Genomic DNA, 25,570 nt, shown 5'->3' on the forward strand with positions numbered 1-25,570 from the left:
ATAAAATTAAACCGCGCAGACTGAAACTGCGCGGCTTTTTTTTAAGGAGCTGTGATGGAGACGATACAAATTATTACCGCTGACGATACCTCGCTGACAGCAAAAAAATTTACACCCACAAGCGCAATAAAATCAGTGGTCGTCATGCCAGCGGCCATGGGCGTGAAGCAGAATTTCTATGAACCCTTTGCCGAATTTTTGGCAGAGAATGGCATTGCCGTACTGAGTTTTGATTACCGCGGCATGGGTGAATCCATCCCCGTGCAATACCGCAATTCTTTACGTGGCTTCGATGCAGACATCCTGGTCTGGGCAGAGCGTGACTACAATGCCGCCCTGAAAACTGCCAAGGAATGGCAACCCGATGTCCCCCTGCTCATCGTCGGCCACTCGCTCGGCGGGCAACTGCCTGGCCTGGTACCTGATAACCATCTCATCGATGGTATGCTGACCGTAGGTTGCGGCAGCGGCTACTGGCGCGACAATTCGCCGCAGTTGAAACGCTTTGTCTGGCTCATGTGGTATTTTCTCGTGCCTTTATATACCCGTATCTGGGGTTACTTCCCCGGTAAAAAAATGCGCAAGGTCGGCGATTTGCCCAAGGGCGTGATTTACCAATGGTCACGCTGGTGCCGCAGCCCTGAATATTTCGTGGAGAAAGATGGCAGCCCCATGCAAACCGGCCACCATAAGATCCACAAGCCCATACTCTGCATGAGCTTTACCGATGATGAAATGATGAGCCGCCGCAGCATAGATAGCATGCATGACTACTACAGCAATGCCACGGTTGAGCGGCGTTACATCAATCCAAAGGAAGTGGATGCCAAGCGCATCGGGCATTTCGGCTTTTTCCGCCCACAGTTCCGCAACACACTTTGGCAGCAAGCCTTACAATGGCTGAACACTGCGCCACAATCTACCTGATCAATCCCTGATAATGAAGAGACTATAACAATGGATATCCTGACCCACAAAGAAAATGGAATTTTGACGATCAACTTCAATCGTCCAGAAAAGAAAAACGCCATCACCCAGGCCATGTACCAGGCCATGGCGGATGCACTGCGCGATGCGGAAACAGATGTGGCAGTACGCGCCATCCTCATCACCGGCAAGCCAGAAATTTTCACTGCCGGTAATGATCTTGAAGACTTCATGAAAAACGCACGCAGTCTGGCTGAGCCAGACGCCGTGCCACCCGTCTATCAATTCATGCAGGCACTGAACGAGTCTGGCAAGCCGGTGATTGCCGCCGTCTCCGGCGCAGCAGTCGGCATAGGCACCACGCTACTCATGCATTGCGACATGATTTACCTGGCCGAGAACGCCAAATTGTCGATGCCGTTCACCCAGCTTGGCCTGTGCCCTGAATTTGCCTCCAGCATGATATTCCAGCAAATCGTCGGCTATCAACGCGCCGCAGAAAAACTCATGCTGGGCGAAGCCTTCACCGCTGCAGAAGCTTTTGAAATCGGCTTCGTCAATAAAGTCTTGCCACTGGAAGCATTATTGCCTTACTCCCAGCAACAGGCAGCCAAACTGGCAGCACTGCCAGCCGCATCCATACGCGCCACCAAACGGCTGATGAAAGGCAACCAACCCGCTGCCATCAGTGCCAAGATGACAGAAGAGAACAAATACTTCTCGGCGATGTTGAATGCGCCAGAAGCGAAAGAGGCATTTACAGCCTTCTTCCAGAAGCGGAAACCAGACTTTAGTCAGTTTAATTGAGCTGCTTATGTCATCTTGATGTCTCACGTAAAGTGCCACAGAAGTTGAGATTCTTGCCGCAGAAGCTGAGATTTCTGCCTTGAAAAGTGAGATGGTATTTCGATGATCACCTACTACGTGAATCGCGTAATGTATGTTGTTTTTTCAGAGGGAGTCAACGTTGACGACTTAGCGATGATGGCGCGACAAGGTTTCGATTTATTTGAGTGAGTCACGGAGTATTGTATTTTCTCCTCCGCTCATTAAAAGCCTGCATGCACTGCAGGCCTTTTTTATTTCACTCGCTCAGTACTTGGGCGTTTACATATTCATAGAAATCGCAAGGCAACTGAGTTTTTTTGTATATCTTCAATACTACTTCCTACCCGCTCAAATAGTTATTTTATTAAAAGGAAGTGTATTGCAAACGTTATCCATCTGCTATTTAGGCGCTTCGATTGATGCAGCATCAAGTATGCCCACAATTGCACTAAACAAAAATGGAGCTGTGCGTTTGCTAGCTGAATTGACCCTGTCAGTTTGATCCACCTTCCACTTCCTGGCGAAGGCGGCCACCCTGTATACGACCCTTTAAATCCCGGTTCTTTCAAATCGAGATGAAGCTGCTTTAAGCTTCGTCGCTGTTTACGATTTTTACCCGCTGCGGTTTTAAGCCAGCTTGAAAGCTGTATTGCATATTTGTCGATGTCACTGGCTGTTTTTCGCTCCGCATAGGCAGGCTCTGTGACTTCAGAGCGCAGATAGCGTCGGACAGTGTTGCGAGAGATGCCCAGCCGCCTGGTGATCTCCTGTAATGGAATCTGGTCACGAATGTGCCAGCGTCGACTACTACCTAGTAATGCCACGTCAATCACTCCTGCTCCCTACTCATCAAGATAAGTAGGATTGTGTGCTAAACGTGGGTCAATTTTCAGTGCAAATCAGCATGGTGAACTTGAAACAAAGTGTCTTACATAGTGAACGAATCGGCCAGAATTAAAGAGACACCCCGCTTCTTACCGCACCAAACAGGGGCTAAACGAGTACAGCATCACACTAATAATGTACGGTGTTGATCACCCAAAGTGTCCAGTATCTCAGAGCACATTGATGAAACCTGTATGTGCTTGATCAAAATTTGTCCTATGCTGTATAAAGGATGATGAATGACGAGTATAAATAGAAGATAACGGGAGCCGGGCATGCAAAGACGAACTGTATTGCAACTCGCTTTCTTGTCATGCTTGGCATCTTTCAATGCCCTGGCGCAAGAAAGCAAGACCCTGCAAATTTCTACCCTGATTGAAAAAGATCCCGCTACGCTCATCGTTGAGAAAATTATTGACACTGCTTACCGTAAATTGGGTTTGCATTTGAGTGTCCATTATCTACCCGGCGAGCGTTCCTTGCGCAGTGCAAACAATGCAGAAATGGACGGCGAGTTGTACCGCAAGCTAGGAATGGAAAGAGATTATCCTAATCTGGTCATTGTGCCAGTCCCATTGCTGACCTATGAAATTGTTATTTTTACCAATGGTACGCATTTTCTTGTCAACAGCTGGGAGAGCTTGCGCCCCTATACGATAGGTTTTGTCCGGGGCATTAAAATTATCGAACAGAACACGGTGGGAATGAAGCTGGAAGCAGCACCTACGGTACGCCAGGCATTTCAAAAAATGTTACTGGGCCGCTCAGATATTGTCGTGGCAAATCGCATATCTGGCCTGGCGGCCTTGGCTGAAATGAAACAAACGGATGTCACCATATTGATGCCGCCATTGGCTACGTTTCCGGTATTTCACTATCTCAACAAGAAACACGAAGCGCTGGTGCCGATGTTGACTGCCATCCTGCAAAAAATGCAAAAAGACAAAACTATGGAAAGCATACAAAATGCGGTGATGGCTGAGCTGCAGCGGATTGACTAAATGCGCTGTACCTTAAATTTTATATATTGAGATACTTTTATCCACCGGAACTTGTGTGTGCGTTTATTTGAGTTCTGGTAAATGGATATTCTTAAACTTCTTCCAGGCTGACCGCAGTTTCTGCTGTTGCAGTTGATCTTGAGACATCAGGTAGCCCAAGGCAAAATTGCTGCCCGCTCTATGATCACTCTGGCGCTCATTTATAACTTGCAGTAATTGCCCCGCAACTGCACCATCATTGATACTTCCCAGAATATCCTGCAGGTTACTTAAAGAATTTATATATGCATTGATATCTTTTTCAACAAATAAATTCTCAAAAAAATTGCATGGGTAACGCGCATTCTTGATGGCAATTCTAAATTGATGACTTGTACGCGGATCTGCGTCAGCTTCTGCTTTAAATAATTTTTTGCCACGCTTGAGTAAATTCTTTTGCTGATGAAATAAAATTTCCTGTGCAAATGAAATTAATGCCGTAGTGGGATTTTTATTCTTGAGAGATTTAGCTGTTTCAATTAATGTAGGCTGCTCAAGCCAGGCGGATAATGCAGATATCAGGCACTCTGAGCGACGGCTTTTCAGTGCGGTATAAATTTTTGTTTGCTTTTTGTTTGCTATCAACAAAGCTGCCTGTTGCAAGCCAGATAGCTTTGCCTCTGCCGGGGCGATGGTTTGGATTGTGACAAGGGTACAACTAGAAAACACCTGCCAATCGCGCGCCTCGCCTAATTTTTTCGATAGATAATCCAACTCTGCTTGCAGTGTGTCAGGTACGCGAACCGAATGATCAAATACTTTTAATGCTGAGTGTAAACGACGCAGGCCGACATGCATTTGGCGAACGCAATCAGGATCTGCTCCAGCTTTGATTGCTGAATGATTGTCCTGAATTTGTTCAAGACAATTTTCCAGTATCGCCCGGGCAGCAGGCTCTAGTTTCATATGGGGGCGCAACTTCATTTTGTGCGCCTTCACTGCAACTGTTTGCTGTAGTGGTGATGACATCTTATCCTCTCAATTCCTGCGTCCGCCAAGACCGCCAATTTCAGTCAGTCCAGACATGAGTATGTGAAACTCAGCAACTGCTCAATGATTAAAGCCGTATTCAACAATCGCTTGCTTGATCTATATCAATATCTTTAACTGGCGAATGTCTATAGATGGTGTGTGCATTCTCCAGATATGGCGATACTCTTGAATACAGTGCGCTTATAGCATCGGGTGGTCTGTGTGGCAGCGAACCTAGCTCATTTGCAGCTATGCGCGGTACCGAACAGTTAAATGCTTGCTCCCTCGTGATGATGGGGGGCGCATTAAAGCGCTATGTTCCTTTGTCCGACTACGGCGTGACTCGCTTTCCAATCGTCATCCACTCATTCACTGTCTCTACCATTGAAAGTAGCTCATGAAAGCTTTTATTTATCAAGGCCCAGGGCAAAAAACCCTCGAAAACCGGGCAAAGCCAGAAATCATGGCGCCGACAGATGCGATAGTAAGACTAAGCAAAACAACCATCTGCGGTACCGATTTGCATATATTAAAAGGCGATGTCCCCAGTTGCCAACCTGGACGCATCCTCGGTCATGAAGGCGTAGGCATCATTGAATCAACAGGCGTGGCTGTCAGCAATTTTAAAGTTGGTGACCATGTGCTGATATCCTGTATCAGCGCCTGCGGGAAATGTGAATTTTGCCGGAAACAGATGTTCTCGCACTGTACTACTGGCGGCTGGATACTTGGAAACACGATAGACGGTACACAGGCTGAATTTGTCCGCATTCCATACGCCGATACCAGCCTTTATCCCATACCAGCGGGAGCAGATGAAGAAGCACTGGTGATGCTCAGCGATATCTTGCCCACAGGATTTGAATGCGGTGTCTTGAATGGCAAAGTACAACCCGGCAGCACCATAGCCATAATCGGTGCGGGGCCGATTGGCCTCGCTGCATTGCTGACTGCCCAGTTTTATTCTCCTGCTGAAATCATCGTACTTGACCTTGACGATAATCGTCTTGCTGTCGCACGCAAATTTGGAGCGACAAACACTTTTAACAGTGCCAACGGCAAGGCGGCAGAAGCCGTCATGACACTGACCCAGGGTCGGGGAGTGGATACTGCTATTGAAGCCGTGGGTATTCCTGCGACCTTTGAGCTGTGCGAGCAGATTATTGGCGCGGGCGGAACGATTGCCAATATCGGTGTACACGGGACAAAAGTTGATTTACATCTGGAAAACCTGTGGGATCGTAATATTACGATTACCACCCGCCTGGTCGATGCAGTCAGCACGCCAATGTTACTTAAATCAGTGGCGTCCAAAAAAATCGACCCGCAGTTATTGATCACACATCGCTTCAGTCTCGACCATATCCTGGACGCCTATGACACGTTTTCACATGCTGCAGACACCCACGCACTGAAAGTGATTATTGAAGTTTAGGTTTTAAATGTAGTCCGGGCATCAATAAATCTGCCAACATACCGACTTTATCTGGCTGTAGATGTAGCAGATTTTTGTTCAAGTTTTAAGCCTATGGCACTGCGCGCAGGAAAGCCCTTCCAGTAAGTGTGGTCTGGTTTTGGTTCTCCACTTTCTTCTGTACTCCATTTTCCATCGCGGGCATTTTCTGTCAGGTTCAGGTAGGCATCCATGCTGCTATCGTTTTTAAGATATCTGGCGAGGAAGGCAGTCAGGAAATGTTGTGAGATATTGTTCATCCTGGTGTTGTCCCAAACGGCATCTATATAGCTTTCTGCGGGTATTTTTTTCAGGCCTGCGATGGCTGACCAGGATTCTTTTGGTGCTGGTATCGGGGCACCTGCGTTGTGATTGGCATTTTCAAAAGTCAGTAAATAGCGCTGGGTGTTGATGCTGTTTTCATAGATATTGCGTACTCCAGGCGTATAGCCTGAGACATCGTCAGCACTGCCTGCGATAAAGAAGATGGGTGTTCGTATAGTAGTTAACGCTGCTGCGTCCCACAAGCCTGCATTCCAACCCCAGGGTGCAAATGCAACTGCTGCCTTGATGCGTTTGTCCTGGGACGCAAGATAGCTGGCATTGCCTGCCTGCCGTATCGCCAGCGCCTTGTCTGGGACGAAGGCGGCATTCACACTGGCTTCGTTCAGGCCAGCGCCTATGGAATTGACAACGCCATAGCCACCCATAGAATAACCAATCAGGCCGGTATTGTCGGCATTGATGAGGCCGGTGAACCTGCCTGTGGCATCGCGTTTGTTCAACGCTGCCATCTGCTTCAGCACAAATAACTGATCGAGTGAGCGGTTCAACAAGGTGCTGGAAAAAGCCTTGAGATCACTGTAAGTGCTGTCAGTATGATCAATCGCCACCACGACATAGCCTTTGCTGGCCAGGTTTTCTGTCAGATGGCTGAGCAGGAAGCGGTTGCCGGGATAACCGTGTGAGACGATCAGTAGCGGGTATGGGCCGTGTTGTGTATCTGGCGCCGCATCGCGCACTGCCTGGCCAATGAGGCTGATCTCAGTCTTGCCATCGCGCAGGTAAGTCTGGTATTTGCCACCCGCCGCTTGTTGCGCTTTCAATGTGGCCGGATACCAGACCTCTACCGTCAATGGCCTGTCGTAGTACACAGGATCAGCGCCAACCTTGCTACTGATAATATCCAGCTGTTTTGGGTTACTAAGGTTCAGGCTGGTGGTGCCGACATTATACTGGCCATAGGCTGCCAGCTCTGGCGCATCTGGCCGTATCAGGTCAATGCGGTTGTCTTGCGCGCTTGCCCATAATGGGGACAACAGCGTGCAGGCAGCGAAGAGTACGTACATTTTTTTTGATGGCATCGCCGACTTTCACAAAGAATGTTTGATAAATCGGACTTACGCAAAATTGTCCCAACAAGGCGTAGCGACAAAGACAGTATTTTAGTACGGCTAGGAGCTGCAACGCAGTTGGGGCGGTTTTTCGTAAGTCCGAATAAAGAAAGATGCTGATTAAGTTGTCAGCATACTCCAATGATAATGAGGGATGAGGTCATTATCTGTTCTCTGGAAAAGCCAGGCCCAGGTTTTCACGCAAGGTAGTGCCTTCATAGCGGCTTCTGAATAAACCGCGCTTTTGCAATTCAGGTACCACCAGTTCAGCAAAATCATCGAAGCCACCTGGCAAATACGGTGGCATGATATTGAAGCCATCAGCAGCTTCCTTTTCAAACCATAGCTGGATCTGGTCGGCAATCGTCTCAGGTGTGCCTATCAACGTAAAGTGACCACGGCCACCTGCGATGCGCAAATATAGTTCGCGTATGCTGAGGTTTTCGCCTTGTGCCAGTTGGGTCAGTAATTTTTGCCGGCTTTGCTGGCCATTGTCCGTCAAGGGTAATTCTGGCAAAGGCTCATCAAGCGGATAGGCTGATAAGTCAACATTGCCTATCATGCGGCCCAATAGCGCCAGACCATCCTTGGGTACGACCAGGTCTTGCAATGTCTGGAACTTTTCCTGTGCCTCTTCCAGGGTTTTTCCGACGACAGGGAACAGGCCTGGCATGATCTTCAAGCTATCGGCATCGCGTCCTGCCTGAACTACCCGGCTTTTCAAATCACGGTAAAAAGCCTGGGCAGATGCCAGATTTGGGTGGGCGGTAAACACCACATCCGCAGTTTCTGCCGCCAGGTTTTTACCCGCTTCCGAGCCACCTGCCTGCACGATGATGGGGTGGCCTTGCGGACTGCGGCTGACATTCAGCGGACCAGCCACCGAGAAGTAATCGCCCTTGTGATTCAGCGCATGCAGTTTTTCCCTGTCGAACTGTATGCCTTTTTCTTTATCGTTAACGATGGCATCGTCTTCCCAGCTATTCCACAGGCCTTGTACTACCTGATGAAATTCTCTGGCCCTGGCATAGCGCTCGCTGTGTGCTACATGCGCGCTGCGGCCAAAATTAGCGGCTTCGCTGGCATTGTCCGAGGTCACGAGGTTCCAGCCTGCACGACCTCCAGAGATGCGGTCCAGCGAGGCAAATTTGCGGGCGATGTGATAAGGCTCGTTATAGGTAGTGGTGGCCGTGCCTATGAGGCCGATATGCTCAGTCACGGCGGCAAGCGCTGACAGCAGCGTCAATGGCTCCAGGCCACCGACGCCGCTGTTCAGGGCAACACTATCGGCAAAGAATACTGTGTCGAAGCAGGCACGCTCGGCAATCTGCACCACTTTTTTGTACAGCGCAAACGGTTGGCTGCCATTGTCGGCCTGCGGATGCCGCCAGGCCGCCACATGATGGCCATTATGCAGCAGGAATGCGCCCAGTTTTAATTGACGTGTCGCCATGAGCTCAGAAGTCCTTCCTGAGATTGACACCAAAATAGCGCTGGTCATCACGCGGTACTGCGCGCGTGACTGTATTGGTGCCATTCACCAGATTGGTCGCATAAGATTTGTCACCCAGGTTCTTCGCGATCAAAGCAAGCCGCCAGCCATTGTCTGGTGCCGACAATGCCACGCTGGCATTCCATAAACCGACGCTGCCCTGTATGGTCGTTGTCGATTGGAACAAGTCATACTGCACTTTGCTTTGCCAGCTAAAGTCGCTTGCCACATCCACCTGCAAACCATTACTGAGCGGTATGGCGTAGCTGGCGCGGGCAAAGGATTTCCACTTCGGTGAAAACGGCAAGGTCTGGCCATTCAGGTTGCAGGACGCTGCTGCAGCGGCGGGGCAATTGAACTGGTCTATGCGTGCATCGATATAAGCCAGTGATGCGCTCAGGTTCAGGCGCGGTATTGGCCTGACTTCCACTTCCAGTTCCACACCACGGGTAGATACTTCACCTGCATTGATGAGGCGGGTGACAACGGCACCTGCGACGGTGTCATAAAAATTGGTCTGGTAATTGGAATAATTGGTCTGGAAAGCCGCAACATTAAAGCTGAGTTTGCGGTCCAGCAGCAAGGCCTTGATGCCCACTTCAAATGAATCTGACAGTTCTGGCTTCAAGGCCAGTGTGTCGCGGCTGAGCATATTGAAAAATACGTTGTATGCTGGCCCCTTGTAGCCGCGTGATAAGGTCGCATAACTGCTGATATCTTTGCTTACATCAAATTGCACACCTATGCGGCCTGAAAATGCACTTTCTGTGGTGGAACCTGCATTGGCAGTCGCTGGTTGTACACCCGGGAAGGCAATAGTCTGGGTAGATATGCGCGCATGTTCATAGGCCACTTCATCCCGCGTCCAGCGCAGGCCAGCCAGAAGTTTCCAGTCCGGGCTGAATTTATAATTGCCTTCGCCAAACAGGGAATAACTGTCAGTTTTTACGCTGTAAGGCGCATAGCCGTAATTGATGGCGCTTGGTGAAGTAGTCACGATGCGCTGATAAGTTTCTTCATCCTTGCCATGCAGGTAGTAGGCACCAGCCACATATTCAAAGGCGGCATCTTTTGGTGAGGCCAGCCGCAATTCCTGTGAAAACTGGCTGAAGTGCAGCGTGCCTATATCGCGTGTGGCTGGAAAGGCAGCATTGATGCGCGTGATATCTGCACTGTTGCCTATCGCAGAGGTCGTGGTGTGCTGTTCATTGTCCCACTGTCTTGCAGCAGTAATCCATGTCCAGGTATAGCCCTGATTGCGCCAATCCACCTGTGCCGATAACCCTTTATTGAAATCAGTAATCGCATTTGGCAGATCATACACAACCTGTCGATTGTCCAGGCCCGGCCTGACCGGTGAAATTGCCTGTAGCAGTGGGGCATTGGTCGATTGCAGTACTACGTAGGTCGGTGAACTGGTCGAACGCAGGTAATCTGCAATTATACTGATGTCCAGGTCATTATTCGGCGTCAGCAGAAGCTTGGCGCGCGCACCCTGGCGGTCGTAGCCATTCACCTTCTTTTGCGTACTCAGGTTATCAACATTGCCTTCATAAGAACTATCCAGTGCAGTGAATGATGCACTCAATAAATTGGGAGCCAGTGTGCCGGAGATGCCGGCGCGCAGGCGTTTTTCATTGCCTTCAAAATAAGAGGCATCAATGAAACCCGTGGTTTCTTTAGAAGGTTTCCGGCTGAGGATATTGAACACACCTGAAGATGCATTTTTACCAAACAGCGTACCCTGCGGGCCGCGCAATACTTCTATGCGGTCTATATCGAGCAGGTCCAGCGTCGCCTGGCCGGGGCGGGCATATACCACGCCATCCACCACGGTAGAAACCGTAGGTTCAACACCCGGAGAAGTGGAGATGGTACCGATACCGCGTACAAAAATCGTCGAGTCTTTATTGCCACCCTGCTGGCGAAAATTCACACTCGGCAATTCAGCAACAATGCTGTCTATGCTGTTGCGGTTAGCCTGTTCTAGCAAGTCGCCATTCAAGACAGAAATGGCCACCGGTACTGAGCGTAGAGAAGCTTCGCGCCTGGTTGCCGTGACGGTGACTGATGATAGTGTCGCCTGTTCATCGGCCGAAGAACGCGGGCTGCTTTCTTCCGCAGCAACCGTACCCATGCTCAGCGCCGCACCCGCTAGTACGATGCCCAATTGCTGATAGCGTCGCTGTTGCGACAATTTGTTTTTTGCATTGACTTTCATACGCTTTCCTTTGATTGAAACTTTTTTGTAGTCACTTCGTTGGCTTAGTCGAATTGGTAATAAGCATCGAATTAAATGCAACTTTGTTCATGTAACAGCCGCTGTTAGAATTCGATGGTATCGATACCACTTATTTAGTTTCTGTGATGCCTGTGCATCTCGTCAAAGAATTAAAACAATCATCGATATGTCTTTTAAAAATATGCAGAGATGAATAAAGAAAATAAAGTACGCCAGGGTCGCGGTTCTGGCCGGGCAACTATTCATGATGTGGCGCGGGTTGCCGGAGTGGGTTCCATTACGGTGTCACGCTATTTCAAGCAGCCTGCGCTGGTGTCGGCTACGCTCAGCCAGCGCATCGCCGTTGCAGTGAAAAGCCTGAACTACCTGCCCAACCTGGCCGCAGGTGGGCTCAAGTCTGCGCATGCGCGCATTGTTGGCATGGTCATTCCCAATATCTCGGGGCCAATTTTTGCGCATACCATACAGAGCTTTAGCGATGTGCTGACTGCGCATGGCTATCAATTGTTGCTGGCATCGAGTTATTTTTCTGTTGAGCAGGAAGAAGCCGCAGTCCGCACTTTCCTGGGCTGGTCACCCGCTGCATTGGTGGTGACGGGGCAATACCATACAAAGGGCACTGTGCAATTGCTCAATGCCGCCAATATCCCGGTAGTAGAAACCTGGGATTACCAGCCACGCCGCAAATACATGCAGGTTGGTTTTTCACACGAAGAGGTCGGCAAGCAGGCTGCACGCTACTTGCTCAAGAAAGGCTATAAACGAATCGCCTTTGTACAAAACAGCGTTGCCGGTGATGAGAGTGCCATCGACAGACGCGATGGCTATGCCTGCATCATGCGCGAAGCGGGGCTGGAACCCTGGTTCTTTTTGCCTACTGCTGCCACACCTTTTGACGCAGGCAAACAAGCGATGGAAGCCCTGGCCACGCGCGAGCGCAATGCTGCCGAAGCCATCATTTTTGCGAATGACAATCTGGCAGCCTCGGCCATACTGGCCGGACAAAGAGCGGGCATACGCATGCCTGAGCAATGTGCGATTGTGGGTTTTGGTGACTACGCGATGTCATCGATGCTCTTGCCCAGTCTGACTACTATACGTCCGCCTGCAAAAGAGATAGGTGAAATTGCTGCCCTGCGCATTTTGCAAAGCCTGGGTGAAGTAGCGGCCAGTGACAAGGTACAAAGGCTGAATCTCTTGCAATGTGAAATGCTGGAACGCGAAAGCGCTTAGCCTGAATTCAAATGTATTTACATTTATCAAGTAGTGAACTCGAAAGTGATGTATGAAAAAACTGTCTCTTTTTATTTTGGTCAAAATTATTTTACTAACCAGCCTGCCTGCACTCGCTGCAGACGACAAGCTGATTGCCATCGGTTTTCAAAAAGGCAGTGGCTTGCTATCCATCCTGAAAGCCCAGGGCACGCTGGAAAAGACACTTGCTGCACAAAAGTTGCAGGTGAAGTGGATAGAGTTTCCGGCAGGACCGCAATTGCTGGAAGCCTTGAATGCAGGGAATGTCGATTTTGGTTTGACCGGTGCGCCACCTCCTATATTTGCTCAGGCTGCGGGCGTGGATTTGTTGTATGTCGGAGCAGAACCCTCTTCGCCAGCATGTGAGGCTATCCTGGTGCCTAAAGATTCACCGATCATGACGGTTGCTGAACTCAAGGGCAAGAAGGTGGCGTTTCAAAAAGGTTCCAGTTCCAACTTATTGATACTGGCAGCCTTGCGCAAAGCGGGCCTGGGTATGCAAGACATACAGCCCATCTACCTGTCACCGGCAGATGCGCGCGCTGCTTTTGTCAGTGGCAATATCGATGCATGGATAGTCTGGGACCCTTACCTGGCGTCGGTACAGCATAGTCTGCCTGTCAGGGTGCTGGCAGATCATCAGGGGCTGCTGCCTGCCAATAGTTTTTATGAGGCATCACGCCGCCTGGTGGAAAAAAATCCGCAAGCGTTGAATGCCATTCTTGCAGAGCTTGCCGCTACCGCCGTGTGGGCCAACCAGCATCCACAACAATTGGCCAGCACCATCGCTGGCCAGTTAGGCATGCCACTGGAAGTGATCACTACCTGGCAGCAGCGTAGCCGCTATGGCGTCATGCCTGTGAGTGCTGCGATTGTCAGCCGCCAGCAGGAAATTGCTGACCTGTTTTATCAAAATAAATTGATACCAAAAGCGGTCAGGATCAGTGACAAAGCCTGGCTATGGGTGCCCAAGGCGGGTAACTGACGGGCACCTGAAGTGACTGTCACATCTCAGTTCATGCATATCCGGTTTGTCTGTGGCAAATCGGATATGCATCAGGTGAAGAAATATTAAAAAATGATATCCTGTGCAAGTTACCATTTACGCAGGTCTTCGCCATGCACAGCGATCAAATTGCCGCCGTTCTTAAAGAGCATAAATTTCTCAGTGCCCCAGGTCAGTTAGGTAGCCTGATTGCCTCGCGTGACTGGTCAAAGACATCACTGGGTCCAATTTCTGGCTGGCCGCAGAGCCTTAAAACGGCTGTTAGCCTGATACTGAGTTCGCCCCAGCCTATGTGGATAGGTTGGGGGGAAGATATCGCTTTTCTCTACAATGATGCCTATATCGATGTACTTAGCCTGGCCAAGCATCCACAGGCATTGGGTCTGCCGGCGGCCGAGATTTGGTCAGAAATATGGGATATTTGCGGCCCGTTGGCCAATCGCGTGTTTGCTTTGGGTGAAGCCACCAATGCAGACAGTGTGCGCTTGTTCATGAACCGTGGGGATTTTCTGGAAGAGAATTTTTTCTCTTTTTCATATAGCCCCATCCGTGACGAGTCAGGCAATGTCGCTGGCCTTTTTTGCCCTAATCTTGATGTCACCGCAAAGCACTTGAATGCGCGCCGTTTGCGGACGTTGTCAGAAATGGCCGCTAGGTCCTTGTTGGAAAAAACCGTGCGCGCTGCTGCGGACAGCGTTATCGCGGTCCTGGCGGGCAATCCAGATGATGTCCCGTTTGCACTGTTGTACCTGAATTATCAAACGCCAGGGCAGCAAGCAGTGGCCACAGGGCCGCAACTCTGGCAGGCAACCGGGATCGCTGTTGAAGATGTTCCTGCCATTATTGCTCCTGACCCAGAGGAAGGTGACGATGCCGTTGTTGGCAAAGTCTCCCTTTCACTCATGCTTGAACGCGCCGTTTCGGCCAGTATGACCGAAGGAGCATCGCATAAGCTTGAGTTGCCTGTAGTGCAGGCTCTGCCAACTGGCCTTGCAGGACAGCCAGTATGTCAGGCATTGATATTGCCGTTGCTTGCTTCGGGTACGACAGTCGGTGTGCTGGTCGTGGGTATCAGTCCTGTGCGCAAACTGGATCATGATTACCGCAGTTTTTTTGACTTGGTTGCCACGCAATGCGGGAATGCTATCCAGAATGCCAGGTCGGCTGAGGAAGAGCGCTTTCGGCTGGATATGCTGGCTGAGATTGATCAGGCCAAGACACAGTTTTTCAGTAACGTCAGCCATGAATTCCGCACGCCACTGACCTTGATGCTCGCACCACTGGAAGAGGCACTGGAAGAGTCAGATCACTTGCCGCCAGCACAGCGCCAGCGTCTTGAACTGATGCAACGCAATGCGGTAAGGCTGCAAAAGCTGGTGAATACCCTGCTTGAATTTTCACGGGTGCAAGCAGGCCGTGCCCAGGCCGCTTTCGAACCTACTGATCTGGCAGCACTCACGACAGACCTGGCCAGCAGCTTTCGGTCGACGGTGGAGAGTACTGGCATGCAACTCGCTGTAGATTGTCCACCATTGCCGGCGCCAGTCTTTGTCGATGTCGCCATGTGGGAAAAAATTATTCTCAATTTGCTCTCGAACGCTTTCAAATTCACTTTTGAAGGTCAGATCACGGTGAGCATGCGGGCAGCGCCGGACCGGGGCACAGTCACCGTGACTATTGCCGATACTGGCATAGGCATTGCGGCTGATCAGTTACCCCGTTTGTTTGAACGTTTTCACAGGATAGAAAGCGCCCGTTCGCGCACGCATGAAGGTTCGGGCATAGGCCTGGCTCTGGTGCATGACCTGGTGGCACTGCAAGGCGGCGAGATATGGGTCGATAGTGAGCCTGGACGCGGTACCTGCTTCCACATCAACCTGCCTATCGGCAGTGCCCATCTTAATCCGTCGCAGATTCGTCAGTCGCCACAAGCCAGCACCAGTCATGCGACCACCAGGGCTTATGTGGACGAGGCAGCGGGGTGGATAGGCGTGCCCTTGTTGCCAGTATTACCTGAGCCAGAGGTACTGCCGGCTCCGGCATCGTCAGAGCGTGTGCTGATTGTTGACGATAATACTGACATGCGTGATTATTTGAGCCGTTTGCTGAAACCGCGCTGGCAAATCGAGGTTGTGGCCAACGGTGTAGAGGCATTGGCCGCTATAAAGCAGCAGATGCCAGACCTGATAGTCTCAGATGTCATGATGCCGCAACTGGATGGTTTTGGTTTGTTGGCAGCTTTGCGTGCAGGCGTAGCAACCCATGAATTGCCAGTATTGCTGCTGTCCGCCCGTGCTGGCGAAGAGGCGCGTCTGGAAGGTTTGCAGGCGGGAGCCAGTGATTATCTGGTCAAGCCATTTTCAGGCCGCGAATTGCTGGCACGGATAGATGCACTATTGCTGCGCCAGCGCGTGCGTACCATAGAAAAAAGCGCGACGCGGCGCATGCAGGCTATTTTCAGCCAGGCACCTGTCGCCATCGCTATTCTGAGAGGGCCGCTGCATGTGTTCGAGTTAGCGAATGAGCGCTATCTGGAACTGGTGGGCCACCGCGCGCTGATAGATTTACCGATACGTCAGGCATTTCCTGAACTTGAGGGGCAACAAATATTCGGGTTGCTGGATGAGGTGTATGCAACCGGTGTGCCCTATATGGGGCGCTCAGTGCGGGTTGATCTGGTGCGCGGTAGTCCGCCGCAGCAAGTCGAATGCTATTTTGATTTTGTCTATCAGCCGCTGTGCGCTGAAGATGGCAGCATAGAAGGTGTGGCAGCTGTGGTGTTCGAGGTCACCGAGTTAAGCAGTGCCAAGCGTGCGGCAGAAGCTGCCAGTCTTGCCAAGGATGAATTCCTTGCCATGCTCGGGCATGAGTTGCGTAATCCTTTGGCTCCCATTGTCACAGCCTTGCAACTGATGCGTCTGCGTGGTGTAGAAGCGGCTCAAAAAGAGCGCGCCGTAATAGAACGGCAGGTTCAACATCTGGTGGCGCTGGTGGACGATTTGCTGGATGTTTCGCGCGTTACCCAGGGCAAGATTGAATTACGCAAAAAAGTCATTGAGGTCGGCGAGGTGGTGGCAAATGCGATAGAGACGATCAGCCCTTTGATCGAAGGCAAGCTCCATCATCTGAGCGTTGATGTCGCTTCGGGCGGTTTGCTTGTGCAGGCAGATCCCGTCCGCCTGAGGCAGGTCATCGCCAATTTGCTCAGCAATGCGGCCAAATATACTGAGCAGGGAGGCCAGTTGCGCATTGCCGCACAGCGACAGGGCACTCAGGTGCTGCTGACTGTCAGTGATAATGGCATAGGCATCAGCGGCAGCACCTTGCCGACTATTTTTGATTTGTTTGTACAGGAACGTCAGGCCCTGAGCCGGTCGCAAGGCGGATTGGGGCTGGGGCTGGCGATTGCGCGCAGCATGATGGCACTCCATGGTGGCAGTGTCGAGGCGCATAGCGATGGCCTGGGCATGGGCAGCACGTTCACATTGCGTTTGCCTGCCTATGAGCAATTGGACGCAACGGTGCCTGAGGCTACATCGGCATCGGTACCCGAGACAGCAATCGTGAATCATAAGGCGCTGAGTATCCTGATTGTCGACGACAACGAAGACGCTGCCCATGTATTGCAGGATATGCTTGAAATTCAAGGGCACAGGGTGAAGGTGGTGCTTAACGGATTGGCTGCATTGCAACTAGTACCAGCATTTCAACCGCAGGTTTGCCTGCTCGATATCGGTCTGCCCGGCATGGATGGCTATGAACTTGCTGAGCGTTTGCGCCAACTGCCTGGCGGACCATCATTGCGTTTGTTTGCTGTTACCGGCTATGGTCAAAGTGAAGACCGCCGCCGTGCGGCTGAGCATGGTTTTGACGAACATTTTGTCAAGCCACTGGATATTGCCAAGCTTAATGCCTTGTTATAGCCATCGCAGGTAGATGTCACGTTGTTTAAATTCGTTACTATCGGCCTGTGATACGCCTTTGTTGACGCTGCAAAATAACAGCATCAGGAAACGCCGCCCCCTCTGCCGTATTATCGAACACGCACCAGATGTGCTTGCAATGTGCCGATAATGCGGCAATGCGTATCGATAGCTTGTCCAGAAAAGCCGGGTCATAACTTGAACGGTACATCTGTGGACTGCCATGCAACCTCAAATACGCATTGGATGAAGTCAGTGGGAAATCTTCCTGCAGCACTTCATAGCTGGCAATGCCCGGATCGGCCGCCACCAGGCAGATATCATTTTCAAACAACAGATCAAATGCTGCAGCCTGGAACCAGGTGGCATGACGTGGTTCCAGCGCAAGCGGGGCATGACTGAGTTGCTTCAGCAAGCCAAAAAACCTTTGCGCGATTTGATAATCAAAAGACAGGCTGGGAGGAAGTTGTATTAACAGGCATCCTAATTTCTCCTTCAGGTGTGCAGCTTCCATCACAAATTTCCGCAATTCCACATCGCAATTTCTTAAACGCAGAATATGCGTGATCGCTTTTGGGAGCTTGACAGAAAAACGAAATTCATCGGGAACACTCGCGCGCCAACGTGTATAGGTAGCAGCTTGATGCGGGCGGTAAAAAGAAGAGTTGATCTCAACGCCATCCAGGAATTGCGCATAGCGTTGCAAATGCGTTAGTGCAGGACCTTTACTCTTTGATGCATTCAACGCATCCTCCAGCTGGAGCAAAGACGGAAATTGTTGTACTAAGTCTGCATTTATCTGCCCAGGTACATTCCAACCTGCACAGGCGCAAATAAGACGGGATGCAATTGCCTGTTTCATAGAGATAAGCAAGAAAGCTAAAATTAAATCTTAATATGTTGCGCCCACTCTACATACCAGCTTTATCTGAAAATGATGTAAGAGAAAATGAGGTGCGTGGTATTGCTGAGATCCGCCTGCATGCAGGCGTAAAAAAACCGCTGTAAAAGTGGTTTCTGCTTCACCACTATTACCACGGCTTCTTCAAACTCTCAGTAAATTATCAATGCTTACTGCAAATTACGCATCCGCGCACGCATAGGTTTGAGCACAGCCAGCGCCATGATGGCGGCCAGGGCATTCAAGCCTGCGGCAATATAGAACACTTCGTGCCAGCCTTTATAGGCTTCTACTACATACACAGACAGTGGCACCAGCAGGGATGCAGTACCTTTGGCGGTGTACAGCAGACCAGCATTGGTTGCGGCAAATTTGCTGCCAAATGTGTCGCCACAAGTGGAAGGGAAGAGGCTGTAGATCTCACCCCAGCCAAAAAATACCAGGCCAGTCAGCAAGACGAAAAGGACAGGGTCTTTACCAAAGATGCTGAGTGCGAAGATACCCACTGCTTCCATCGCAAACGCGATAAACATGGTGTTTTCACGACCGATATTGTCGGACACCCAGCCAAAGAAGGGGCGGGTAATGCCGTTGAAAATACGGTCCAGTGACAGGGCAAAGGTCAGCGCAGGCAAGGTGAAGCCTATCAGCGATACCGGAATGTCAGCAATTTTGAAATCCTTGGCGATGGGGGCCAGTTGTGCTGTGGCGACCAGGCCTCCAGCAGCCATCATGACGAACATGAGGTACATGACCCAGAACACCGGCGTCTTGATCATTTGCTTCCAGGTGAAATCTACCTTGGTCTGGCTGATACGTGACGCTGGTGCTGCTCTGGTCGGGGCAGTCTTTGGTGTGCTCAACAAGAAGGATAGCAAGAATACAACCAGGCCCTGGCCCAGGCCAAAATACAGGAAGGCTGATTCATAGCCAGTGTTCTTGATCATGGCTGAAATAGGAATGATGGTCAGCGCCGACCCCATGCCAAATCCGGCGGCGGTCAGGCCTGCTGCCAGCCCGCGACGGTCAGGAAACCATTTAAGCGCATTGCCTACACAGGTGCCATATACCGCACCAGCGCCAATACCGCCGATTGCTGCAGCGAGATATAGTATCGTCAGAGAATCCGCATAGGAGTTCATGATCCAGGCCAGACCAATCAGCAATCCACCGACCATCACGACAGGCCGGGGGCCGAATTTATCAACCAGATAGCCTTCTACCGGCACCAGCCAGGTCTCGGTCAGCACGAAGATGAAAAATGCAACCTGTATGGCTTTGCGACCCCAATGGTATTTTTGATCGAGGGGATCAACAAACAAGGTCCAGCCGTATTGCAAATTGGCGATCATTGCCATGCAGATGATGCCTAGCAATAATTGTAGCCAGCGGTACTGCGAGGCGGTTTCTACCAGAGGAAGTTCTGGCTTGAGGGATATTTCCGGAGTCATGCGCCTGTCCTTTAATCAAATTCTGAGAGGTGAATAGAAGCAATGCTGAGCCATACTGGAGATACAGAATCATATGCAAAAAATTTTGTCGAATTTGCTAGCCGATTCGACTAGACTATCATAAGGCATTTAAAGCTATTTAACAAAAATACCTTTAGCATATGCTTATCTGTTAAGAATTTAATTCCGCTCTCTACCTTATCGATATGACACATTGGTTACGCTTTGAACATGAAAATCAGTCTGGCTTTGGTAGCCTTGAGGCTGGCATCATCACTGTTTGCGAAGGAGATTTATTCACGAACCCCATACCCACAGGCCAGACACTGGCACTGAATGAAGTGCGCCTGCTCACGCCCAGCCAGGCTTCAAAAATGATAGGCCTGTGGAATAATTACCACGAGCTGGCTGACAAGCTGGGCCAGGCGATTCCTGCCGAACCTTTGTATTTCATCAAGACCTCCAACGCTTACCTCCCGCACGATGGCATCATCAAACGTCCACCCGCATACGAAGGCAAAATCCTGTACGAGGGCGAGCTGGGTATCGTCATAGGCAAGACCTGTAGCAATGTCAGCGAAGACGAGGCCGCTGCCAGTATTTTCGGTTATACCTGTGTCAACGATGTGACAGCATTGGAATTATTACAACGTGATACCAGCTTCGCCCAGTGGTGCAGGGCCAAGAGTTGCGACAGTTTTGGTGTGTTCGGCCCCGTGATCGCCACGGGGCTGGACGTACAAACGCTGACGGTCAAAACATTGTTAAACGGCAAGGAGCGGCAAAATTATTCCTGCCGCGATATGATCTTTAATCCGGCACAGATCGTCAGCATGATTTCACGCGAGATGACATTGTTTGCGGGCGATGTCATTGCCTGCGGCACATCAACTGGCGCTGGCCCCATGCGTAGCGGCCAGGTGGTAGAAATTGTGATAAACGGCATAGGCAGTTTGCGGAATAGTTTTGACAGTCTTGAGGATAAAAATATATGAAGATAGCGGTAGTAGGTGCAGGTGCGATTGGCGGCTTCCTGGCAGTCAAACTTGCGCTGGCAGGGCATGAGGTCAGTGTGGTGATACGCGGCGGCAACTTGCAGGCCGTGCGTGAAAACGGCATGAAACTGATCATGGATGATGGCAGCGAACATGTGGCAAACATCTTCGCTACAGACCGCATTGCCGATTTGCCGGTGCAGGATGTCGTCATCCTTGGCATGAAGGCACATCAGGTCGCGGTAGTGGCTGCCGACATACCCGCCTTACTGGGGCCAGAATCCATCGTCGTAACAGCGCAGAACGGTGTGCCCTGGTGGTATTTCCAAAAGCATGGCGGTGACTATGAAGGGCGCAGGGTAGAAGCCGTTGATCCTGGTGGTGTGGTAACTGCCAATATCGATGTGAATAAAGTCATAGGCTGTATCATCTATCCAGCCTGCGAGATCATCGCACCTGGCGTCATCAAGCACATAGAAGGTAACCGCTTTTCACTGGGCGAGATTGATGGCAGCGATACGCCACGCATACGGGCGCTGGCGGATGCCTTGCGAGTGGCGGGTTTCAAGACCCCGATCTCGTCTGACATCCGTTCAGAAATCTGGCTCAAGCTGTGGGGTAACCTGAGCTTCAATCCCATCAGTGCACTGACCCATGCAACACTAGTGGATATTTGCGAATTTGCACCAGTGCGTGAACTGGTCGCGCGCATGATGCGTGAAGGGCAGGCGATAGGTGAAAAGCTGGGCGTGAATTTCAAGGTCAGCATAGACAAGCGTATCGCTGGCGCTGCCGCTGTTGGCAAACACAAGACTTCCATGTTGCAGGATATTGAAGCTGGCCGCCCCATAGAACTTGAGGCGCTGGTGGGTACCGTCATAGAAATGGGCAGTATCACTAATACGCCTACGCCGAATATAGAAGCGGTGTATGCAATGACAGCGCTGCTGGCACGTACGGTACATGAGCAGAATGGCAAACTGCGTATACAGCAATGAGTGATTTAATGCCTGAAAATGATCTATCAGGTTTCGTGCTTTATTTTAATCATAGAAAGCAATCATGCAAAGATTTTCCACACTCGTTGAATTACTCGCCGTTGGCGCTGACGACGCCATTGCATTGCAGGCGCCTGGTGCCAAGCCGCTGACTTATCGCGGCCTGCGCGCCAACCAGCAAAAGACCCTGGCCGCCCTGAACAGCTTTGGTATAGGCCGCCAGGACAGGGTGGCTATCGTCCTGCCGAATGGCCCGGAAATGGCCAGCGCCTTTGTCAGCATCGCTGCGGCTGCCACTGCGGCACCGCTGAACCCGGTGTACCGTGCGGATGAATTTGAATTTTATCTCTCTGACCTGCATGCCAAAGCGCTGGTGGTGGAGAAGGGTAGTACTTCACCTGCGCTGGCTATCGCCGACAAGCTAAAGATACAGGTACTGGAACTCACACCCAGTGAAGAGGGCATAGGTGCATTCACCCTGACCCAGGTCAATCCTCAGCCTGCCGGTGCATCCTTTACCCCTGGCCCTGCTGCGCCTGAAGATATAGGCCTGATACTGCATACCTCGGGCACCACGTCACGCCCCAAGATCGTGCCACTGTCGAACATCAATATCTGCGCTTCGGGTTGCAATGTACGCGACAACCTGCAATTAACTGCGGCTGACCGTGGCCTCAATATCATGCCGCTGTTTCATATCCATGGCTTGATCGCAGGCTTGCTGGCTCCCTTGTCAGCGGGCAGCAGCATCTTTTGTACGCCAGGTTTTAATGCCCTGAAATTCTTTGGCTGGATGACTGAGGCCAAGCCAACCTGGTACACCGCCGTACCGACCATGCACCAGACCATCGTTGCGCGGGCAGCGCAAAATCATGAAGTGATTGCGGCCAATCCCTTGCGCTTCATACGCTCGTCATCATCAGCCATGCCACCCCAAGTCATCAGTGAGCTCGAAGCTGCTTTCAAGACCCCTTTGATAGAAGCCTATGGCATGACAGAGGCAGCACACCAGATGGCCAGTAACCCGTTGCCACCCGCCAGGCGCATACCTGGCTCCGTTGGCATTGCCGCCGGCCCTGAAGTCGCTATCATGGATGTGGACGGCAATTTGCTGGAGCGTGGCCTGACAGGTGAAATCGTTATCCGTGGCCCGAATGTGACGGCAGGCTATGAAAATAACCCCAAAGCCAATGCAGAGGCGTATACCAATGGCTGGTTCCGCACTGGTGATCAGGGCATTATGGATGTCGATGGCTACCTCAGCATCACTGGCCGCCTGAAGGAAATCATCAGCCGTGGCGGTGAGAAAATTTCCCCGCGTGAAGTTGATGAAATCCTCATGGATCATCCTGCGGTACAGCAGGTTGTTACCTTTGGCATTCCTCACGAGAAGTTGGGTGAAGAAGTCGGTGCTGCCGTGGTTCTGCGTGAAGGCACAACAGCCACAGAAAAAGAATTGCGCGAATTTGCCGCTGTACGCCTGGCAGACTTCAAGATACCACGCAAGATTTTATTTCTGGATGAAATACCCAAGGGCGCTACCGGAAAGCTGCAGCGCATAGGCCTTGCTGCCAAGCTGGGTTTGTAAAAAGTAGTTTGGCTGCACAAGCAAAAGGGGCACAGATCTGATCTGCGCCCCTTTTGTTTGCGTCCAATTATTTACAGGCCAAGTCGTTTGGTGGCATCTGCCATCACTGCACTGTCCCAAGGTACAAAGCCCTTCATGTTGATGCCTTTCAAGGCTGCTTTACCAGCATCATTTTCACTAAGCTTGAGCAACAGGTTTTGTACTTTTTCACGCTGCTCACTCGTCAACCTTCTGGATGCCAGGAATTGCTTGATAGGGACAGGCTTGGTTTCGCCTATTACACGACCACCCTTGGCAACCCAGTCTTTGGCAACTGCGCCTGAACCAGTGACACCAGCTTCAACGAAGCCATTTTCCACCATGAAGGGTACGGCATCCTGAAAGCGTGTAGCGCTAAAACGCGAAGCAGGGTCGCGAAAACCAAGCTCAGTCAGGTTGGCCGTGAACATGACGGTAGTGATGGACTCCAACGATGGCACCCCAATTTTTTTATCGCGCAGGTCAGCAATGGTTTTTACTGAAGAATCCTTCTTGACGAACACGCGGGCACGATAGTCAGTATAGTCCTTGGCGCTGACCAGACCGACATACTTACCGCTCTTGACTGCGCGCAGGCTTATATGGGCAGGGTGAATGAATACCAGGTCATAGCGTTCAGCGTCCAGACCTGCTTCAAAATTGCTGTATCTGTCCACGGCTTGTACCTTGACCGCATGCTTGAGTTCTTTTTCCAGTAAATCTACTAGTGGCTTAAAACGCTCAGAGATGGGGCTGCCATCCTGATAGGTCACACCTTCGTTGACCGCGAGTACCCAGTCCTGCGCACTGCTTGCCTGTGCTGTGAGGGTAAGAGAAATCAGGAGAAAAACACGTAGGGAAAGCATGGATGAAATCCAGATAAAGAGCATTGAGGGTAAGTAATTGCTAGTATTGTAATTGAATTTAATAAACACGCAACTTTTTCTGGAATTTCGTCAGAAGATCGAAGACTATCGAAATGATCTCAACCATTTGAATTGGCGAGCGTTTTCTTGCGAAAGAAATGGAGTGCGGTTTCATCGCTGGCCGCATTTGCCAATGACAGGCGTTCTGCCGTGTAAAGTTTGATCTTGGCGCTTTGTGAGTTCACTTGGCATATTGCTAAAAATGAGCTTGAAGTGGCTATACAATATCCAGCAATGGAAAAGATGCCGATGCGTCGATGTGAAATCAGTAATATGATGCAAAGGCTTTAGCGACTGTCAGCATAGTCATGTCAGGTTCTGACTGCCATGTCTGTTGCCCCTATTCAAGTAAGCCCGACAAACTTAATATCACTCAGGAGAATGAGATGCCCCATCAAAGCTCAGATGATTTCAAGCCAGAAGTATTGCAACTGTTTGACCAGTATGTCCATGGACAAATCGACAGACGTGGGTTTTTGCAGTCGGCCAGTAAGTTTGCCGTCGGTGCGGTAACGGCAGAGGTATTGCTGCAGCAGTTAAGTCCTAATTTTGCCCAAGCACAACAAGTGCCCAAGACGGATGTGCGCATACAGGCGCGCTATGTTGAATATCCATCGCCACAGGGTTATGGCACTTTGCGCGGTTATCTGGTCACGCCAGCAGATGCGAAAGGCAAATTGCCTACGGTGCTGGTCGTGCATGAAAACCGGGGCTTGAACCCGCACATAGAAGACATCACCCGCCGTCTGGCACTGGAAGGCTTTATCGCCTTTGCGCCAGATGCTTTGGCACCCTTGGGCGGTTACCCCGGTGATGAAGAAAAAGCCCGCGAACTCTTCCCCAAACTTGATCAGACCAAGACGCGTGCTGATTTTATAGAGGCCGCAGCGATCTTGAAAAAACTGCCAGAAGGGAATGGCAAGGTTGGTGTCGTTGGTTTCTGCTATGGAGGTAGTATTTCCAATTTCCTCGCGACCAAAATCCCCGATCTTGCTGGCGCTGTCCCTTTCTATGGTGGACAACCGACAGAGGAGGATACCGCAAAAATCAAAGCCCCTCTACTCATCCATTACGCCGGCTTGGATGAACGTGTCAACGCTGGATGGCCAAAATATGAGGCCGCACTAAATAAGGCTGGCGTCAAATACCAGGCTTTTGTTTATGCCGGTGCCCAGCATGGCTTTAATAATGATACGACGCCACGTTATGACCAGGCCGCGGCAACACTGGCATGGCAGCGTACGCTTGATTTTCTCAAGACCAATTTAAGAGCCTGA

20 protein-coding genes are annotated in these 25,570 nt (G+C 50.8%); 11 read left to right on the forward strand and 9 right to left on the reverse strand.

The window, feature by feature from the left end; translation table 11 throughout:
• Positions 1–54: 54 nt before the first annotated feature.
• Both ACO0LG_RS12305 and ACO0LG_RS12310 read left to right on the forward strand, forming a co-directional pair.
• Positions 55–927: an alpha/beta fold hydrolase gene (locus ACO0LG_RS12305; RefSeq protein WP_423026687.1), complete on the forward strand. Its 873-nt coding sequence runs from the start codon at positions 55–57 to the stop codon at positions 925–927.
• A gap of 30 nt (positions 928–957) precedes the next feature.
• Complete coding sequence (locus tag ACO0LG_RS12310) at positions 958–1,734, forward strand: enoyl-CoA hydratase (protein WP_423026688.1); 777 nt, start codon at positions 958–960, stop codon at positions 1,732–1,734.
• A 377-nt stretch (positions 1,735–2,111) separates the two neighbouring features.
• Here ACO0LG_RS12310 and ACO0LG_RS12315 read toward each other — a convergent pair whose 3' ends face one another.
• Entirely contained in the window at positions 2,112–2,579 is a 468-nt protein-coding gene (locus tag ACO0LG_RS12315; RefSeq protein WP_423026690.1) for a hypothetical protein, read from the reverse strand.
• Between the two features lie 336 nt (positions 2,580–2,915).
• Here ACO0LG_RS12315 and ACO0LG_RS12320 point away from each other — a divergent pair, with 336 nt between their 5' ends.
• A complete protein-coding gene (locus ACO0LG_RS12320; RefSeq protein ID WP_423026692.1) occupies positions 2,916–3,641 on the forward strand; it encodes a substrate-binding periplasmic protein in 726 nt (241 codons plus the stop codon).
• 63 nt (positions 3,642–3,704) lie between these two features.
• Here the strand turns inward: ACO0LG_RS12320 and ACO0LG_RS12325 are convergent, their stop codons facing one another.
• On the reverse strand, positions 3,705–4,649 hold the full coding sequence (locus ACO0LG_RS12325; RefSeq protein ID WP_423026694.1) for a CHAD domain-containing protein: 945 nt from the start codon (positions 4,647–4,649) through the stop codon (positions 3,705–3,707).
• 400 nt (positions 4,650–5,049) lie between these two features.
• Here ACO0LG_RS12325 and ACO0LG_RS12330 point away from each other — a divergent pair, with 400 nt between their 5' ends.
• On the forward strand, positions 5,050–6,087 hold the full coding sequence (locus ACO0LG_RS12330; RefSeq protein WP_423026696.1) for a zinc-dependent alcohol dehydrogenase family protein: 1,038 nt from the start codon (positions 5,050–5,052) through the stop codon (positions 6,085–6,087).
• A gap of 47 nt (positions 6,088–6,134) precedes the next feature.
• Here ACO0LG_RS12330 and ACO0LG_RS12335 read toward each other — a convergent pair whose 3' ends face one another.
• The 3 genes from ACO0LG_RS12335 to ACO0LG_RS12345 form a co-directional block, all read right to left on the reverse strand.
• A complete protein-coding gene (locus tag ACO0LG_RS12335; protein WP_423026698.1) occupies positions 6,135–7,454 on the reverse strand; it encodes an alpha/beta hydrolase family protein in 1,320 nt (439 codons plus the stop codon).
• Positions 7,455–7,662: 208 nt separating this feature from the next.
• Positions 7,663–8,952, reverse strand: a complete 1,290-nt coding sequence (locus ACO0LG_RS12340; RefSeq protein WP_423026700.1) for an LLM class flavin-dependent oxidoreductase — start codon at positions 8,950–8,952, stop codon at positions 7,663–7,665.
• 4 nt (positions 8,953–8,956) lie between these two features.
• Positions 8,957–11,212, reverse strand: a complete 2,256-nt coding sequence (locus ACO0LG_RS12345; protein ID WP_423026702.1) for a TonB-dependent receptor — start codon at positions 11,210–11,212, stop codon at positions 8,957–8,959.
• 210 nt (positions 11,213–11,422) lie between these two features.
• Here ACO0LG_RS12345 and ACO0LG_RS12350 point away from each other — a divergent pair, with 210 nt between their 5' ends.
• The 3 genes from ACO0LG_RS12350 (at position 11,423) to ACO0LG_RS12360 (ending at position 17,416) form a co-directional block, all read left to right on the forward strand.
• Positions 11,423–12,466: a LacI family DNA-binding transcriptional regulator gene (locus ACO0LG_RS12350; protein WP_423026704.1), complete on the forward strand. Its 1,044-nt coding sequence runs from the start codon at positions 11,423–11,425 to the stop codon at positions 12,464–12,466.
• 52 nt (positions 12,467–12,518) lie between these two features.
• Positions 12,519–13,472, forward strand: coding sequence for a sulfonate ABC transporter substrate-binding protein (locus ACO0LG_RS12355; protein ID WP_423026706.1), 954 nt, complete (start codon positions 12,519–12,521; stop codon positions 13,470–13,472).
• Positions 13,473–13,606: 134 nt separating this feature from the next.
• Positions 13,607–17,416 (forward strand): ATP-binding protein, encoded by a 3,810-nt coding sequence (locus ACO0LG_RS12360; protein ID WP_423026708.1) that lies wholly within the window; start codon positions 13,607–13,609, stop codon positions 17,414–17,416.
• Positions 17,417–17,453: 37 nt separating this feature from the next.
• Here ACO0LG_RS12360 and ACO0LG_RS12365 read toward each other — a convergent pair whose 3' ends face one another.
• Both ACO0LG_RS12365 and oxlT read right to left on the reverse strand, forming a co-directional pair.
• Positions 17,454–18,161: a DUF72 domain-containing protein gene (locus ACO0LG_RS12365; RefSeq protein WP_423026710.1), complete on the reverse strand. Its 708-nt coding sequence runs from the start codon at positions 18,159–18,161 to the stop codon at positions 17,454–17,456.
• A 326-nt stretch (positions 18,162–18,487) separates the two neighbouring features.
• Positions 18,488–19,768 carry an oxalate/formate MFS antiporter gene (oxlT, locus tag ACO0LG_RS12370; protein WP_423026712.1) on the reverse strand — a complete coding sequence of 427 codons (1,281 nt, stop codon included), beginning with the start codon at positions 19,766–19,768 and terminating at the stop codon, positions 18,488–18,490.
• A gap of 206 nt (positions 19,769–19,974) precedes the next feature.
• Here oxlT and ACO0LG_RS12375 point away from each other — a divergent pair, with 206 nt between their 5' ends.
• From ACO0LG_RS12375 to ACO0LG_RS12385, 3 genes are all read left to right on the forward strand, one after another.
• On the forward strand, positions 19,975–20,763 hold the full coding sequence (locus ACO0LG_RS12375; RefSeq protein ID WP_423026714.1) for a fumarylacetoacetate hydrolase family protein: 789 nt from the start codon (positions 19,975–19,977) through the stop codon (positions 20,761–20,763).
• Positions 20,760–21,761 carry a 2-dehydropantoate 2-reductase gene (locus tag ACO0LG_RS12380; RefSeq protein ID WP_423026716.1) on the forward strand — a complete coding sequence of 334 codons (1,002 nt, stop codon included), beginning with the start codon at positions 20,760–20,762 and terminating at the stop codon, positions 21,759–21,761. The genes ACO0LG_RS12375 and ACO0LG_RS12380 overlap by 4 nt, the downstream gene beginning before the upstream one ends.
• A 64-nt stretch (positions 21,762–21,825) precedes the next feature.
• On the forward strand, positions 21,826–23,349 hold the full coding sequence (locus ACO0LG_RS12385) for an acyl--CoA ligase (protein WP_423026718.1): 1,524 nt from the start codon (positions 21,826–21,828) through the stop codon (positions 23,347–23,349).
• 71 nt (positions 23,350–23,420) lie between these two features.
• Here ACO0LG_RS12385 and ACO0LG_RS12390 read toward each other — a convergent pair whose 3' ends face one another.
• Positions 23,421–24,233 (reverse strand): phosphate/phosphite/phosphonate ABC transporter substrate-binding protein, encoded by an 813-nt coding sequence (locus ACO0LG_RS12390; protein ID WP_423026720.1) that lies wholly within the window; start codon positions 24,231–24,233, stop codon positions 23,421–23,423.
• Positions 24,234–24,352: 119 nt separating this feature from the next.
• Complete coding sequence (locus tag ACO0LG_RS12395) at positions 24,353–24,478, reverse strand: hypothetical protein (protein ID WP_423026722.1); 126 nt, start codon at positions 24,476–24,478, stop codon at positions 24,353–24,355.
• Positions 24,479–24,679: 201 nt separating this feature from the next.
• On the opposite strand from ACO0LG_RS12395, the gene ACO0LG_RS12400 reads away from it, so the two are divergent.
• Positions 24,680–25,570 carry a dienelactone hydrolase family protein gene (locus ACO0LG_RS12400; RefSeq protein ID WP_423026724.1) on the forward strand — a complete coding sequence of 297 codons (891 nt, stop codon included), beginning with the start codon at positions 24,680–24,682 and terminating at the stop codon, positions 25,568–25,570.

Origin of the sequence: Undibacterium sp. Ji42W (genome assembly GCF_049340405.1) — a bacterium.
Lineage (GTDB): Bacteria > Pseudomonadota > Gammaproteobacteria > Burkholderiales > Burkholderiaceae_D > Undibacterium.

Bases quoted from the DNA above. Each gene is read 5' to 3' on its own strand.
- ACO0LG_RS12360 (WP_423026708.1), top strand. From the start codon at position 13,607: ATGCACAGCGATCAAATTGCCGCCGTTCTTAAAGAGCATAAATTTCTC.
- ACO0LG_RS12400 (WP_423026724.1), top strand. From the start codon at position 24,680: ATGCCCCATCAAAGCTCAGATGATTTCAAGCCAGAAGTATTGCAACTG.
- ACO0LG_RS12305 (WP_423026687.1), top strand. From the start codon at position 55: ATGGAGACGATACAAATTATTACCGCTGACGATACCTCGCTGACAGCA.
- ACO0LG_RS12350 (WP_423026704.1), top strand. From the start codon at position 11,423: ATGAATAAAGAAAATAAAGTACGCCAGGGTCGCGGTTCTGGCCGGGCA.
- ACO0LG_RS12320 (WP_423026692.1), top strand. From the start codon at position 2,916: ATGCAAAGACGAACTGTATTGCAACTCGCTTTCTTGTCATGCTTGGCA.
- ACO0LG_RS12385 (WP_423026718.1), top strand. From the start codon at position 21,826: ATGCAAAGATTTTCCACACTCGTTGAATTACTCGCCGTTGGCGCTGAC.
- ACO0LG_RS12340 (WP_423026700.1), bottom strand. From the start codon at position 8,952: ATGGCGACACGTCAATTAAAACTGGGCGCATTCCTGCTGCATAATGGC.
- ACO0LG_RS12390 (WP_423026720.1), bottom strand. From the start codon at position 24,233: ATGCTTTCCCTACGTGTTTTTCTCCTGATTTCTCTTACCCTCACAGCA.
- ACO0LG_RS12345 (WP_423026702.1), bottom strand. From the start codon at position 11,212: ATGAAAGTCAATGCAAAAAACAAATTGTCGCAACAGCGACGCTATCAG.
- ACO0LG_RS12380 (WP_423026716.1), top strand. From the start codon at position 20,760: ATGAAGATAGCGGTAGTAGGTGCAGGTGCGATTGGCGGCTTCCTGGCA.
- ACO0LG_RS12375 (WP_423026714.1), top strand. From the start codon at position 19,975: ATGACACATTGGTTACGCTTTGAACATGAAAATCAGTCTGGCTTTGGT.
- ACO0LG_RS12355 (WP_423026706.1), top strand. From the start codon at position 12,519: ATGAAAAAACTGTCTCTTTTTATTTTGGTCAAAATTATTTTACTAACC.
- ACO0LG_RS12335 (WP_423026698.1), bottom strand. From the start codon at position 7,454: ATGTACGTACTCTTCGCTGCCTGCACGCTGTTGTCCCCATTATGGGCA.
- ACO0LG_RS12330 (WP_423026696.1), top strand. From the start codon at position 5,050: ATGAAAGCTTTTATTTATCAAGGCCCAGGGCAAAAAACCCTCGAAAAC.
- ACO0LG_RS12325 (WP_423026694.1), bottom strand. From the start codon at position 4,649: ATGTCATCACCACTACAGCAAACAGTTGCAGTGAAGGCGCACAAAATG.
- oxlT (WP_423026712.1), bottom strand. From the start codon at position 19,768: ATGACTCCGGAAATATCCCTCAAGCCAGAACTTCCTCTGGTAGAAACC.
- ACO0LG_RS12310 (WP_423026688.1), top strand. From the start codon at position 958: ATGGATATCCTGACCCACAAAGAAAATGGAATTTTGACGATCAACTTC.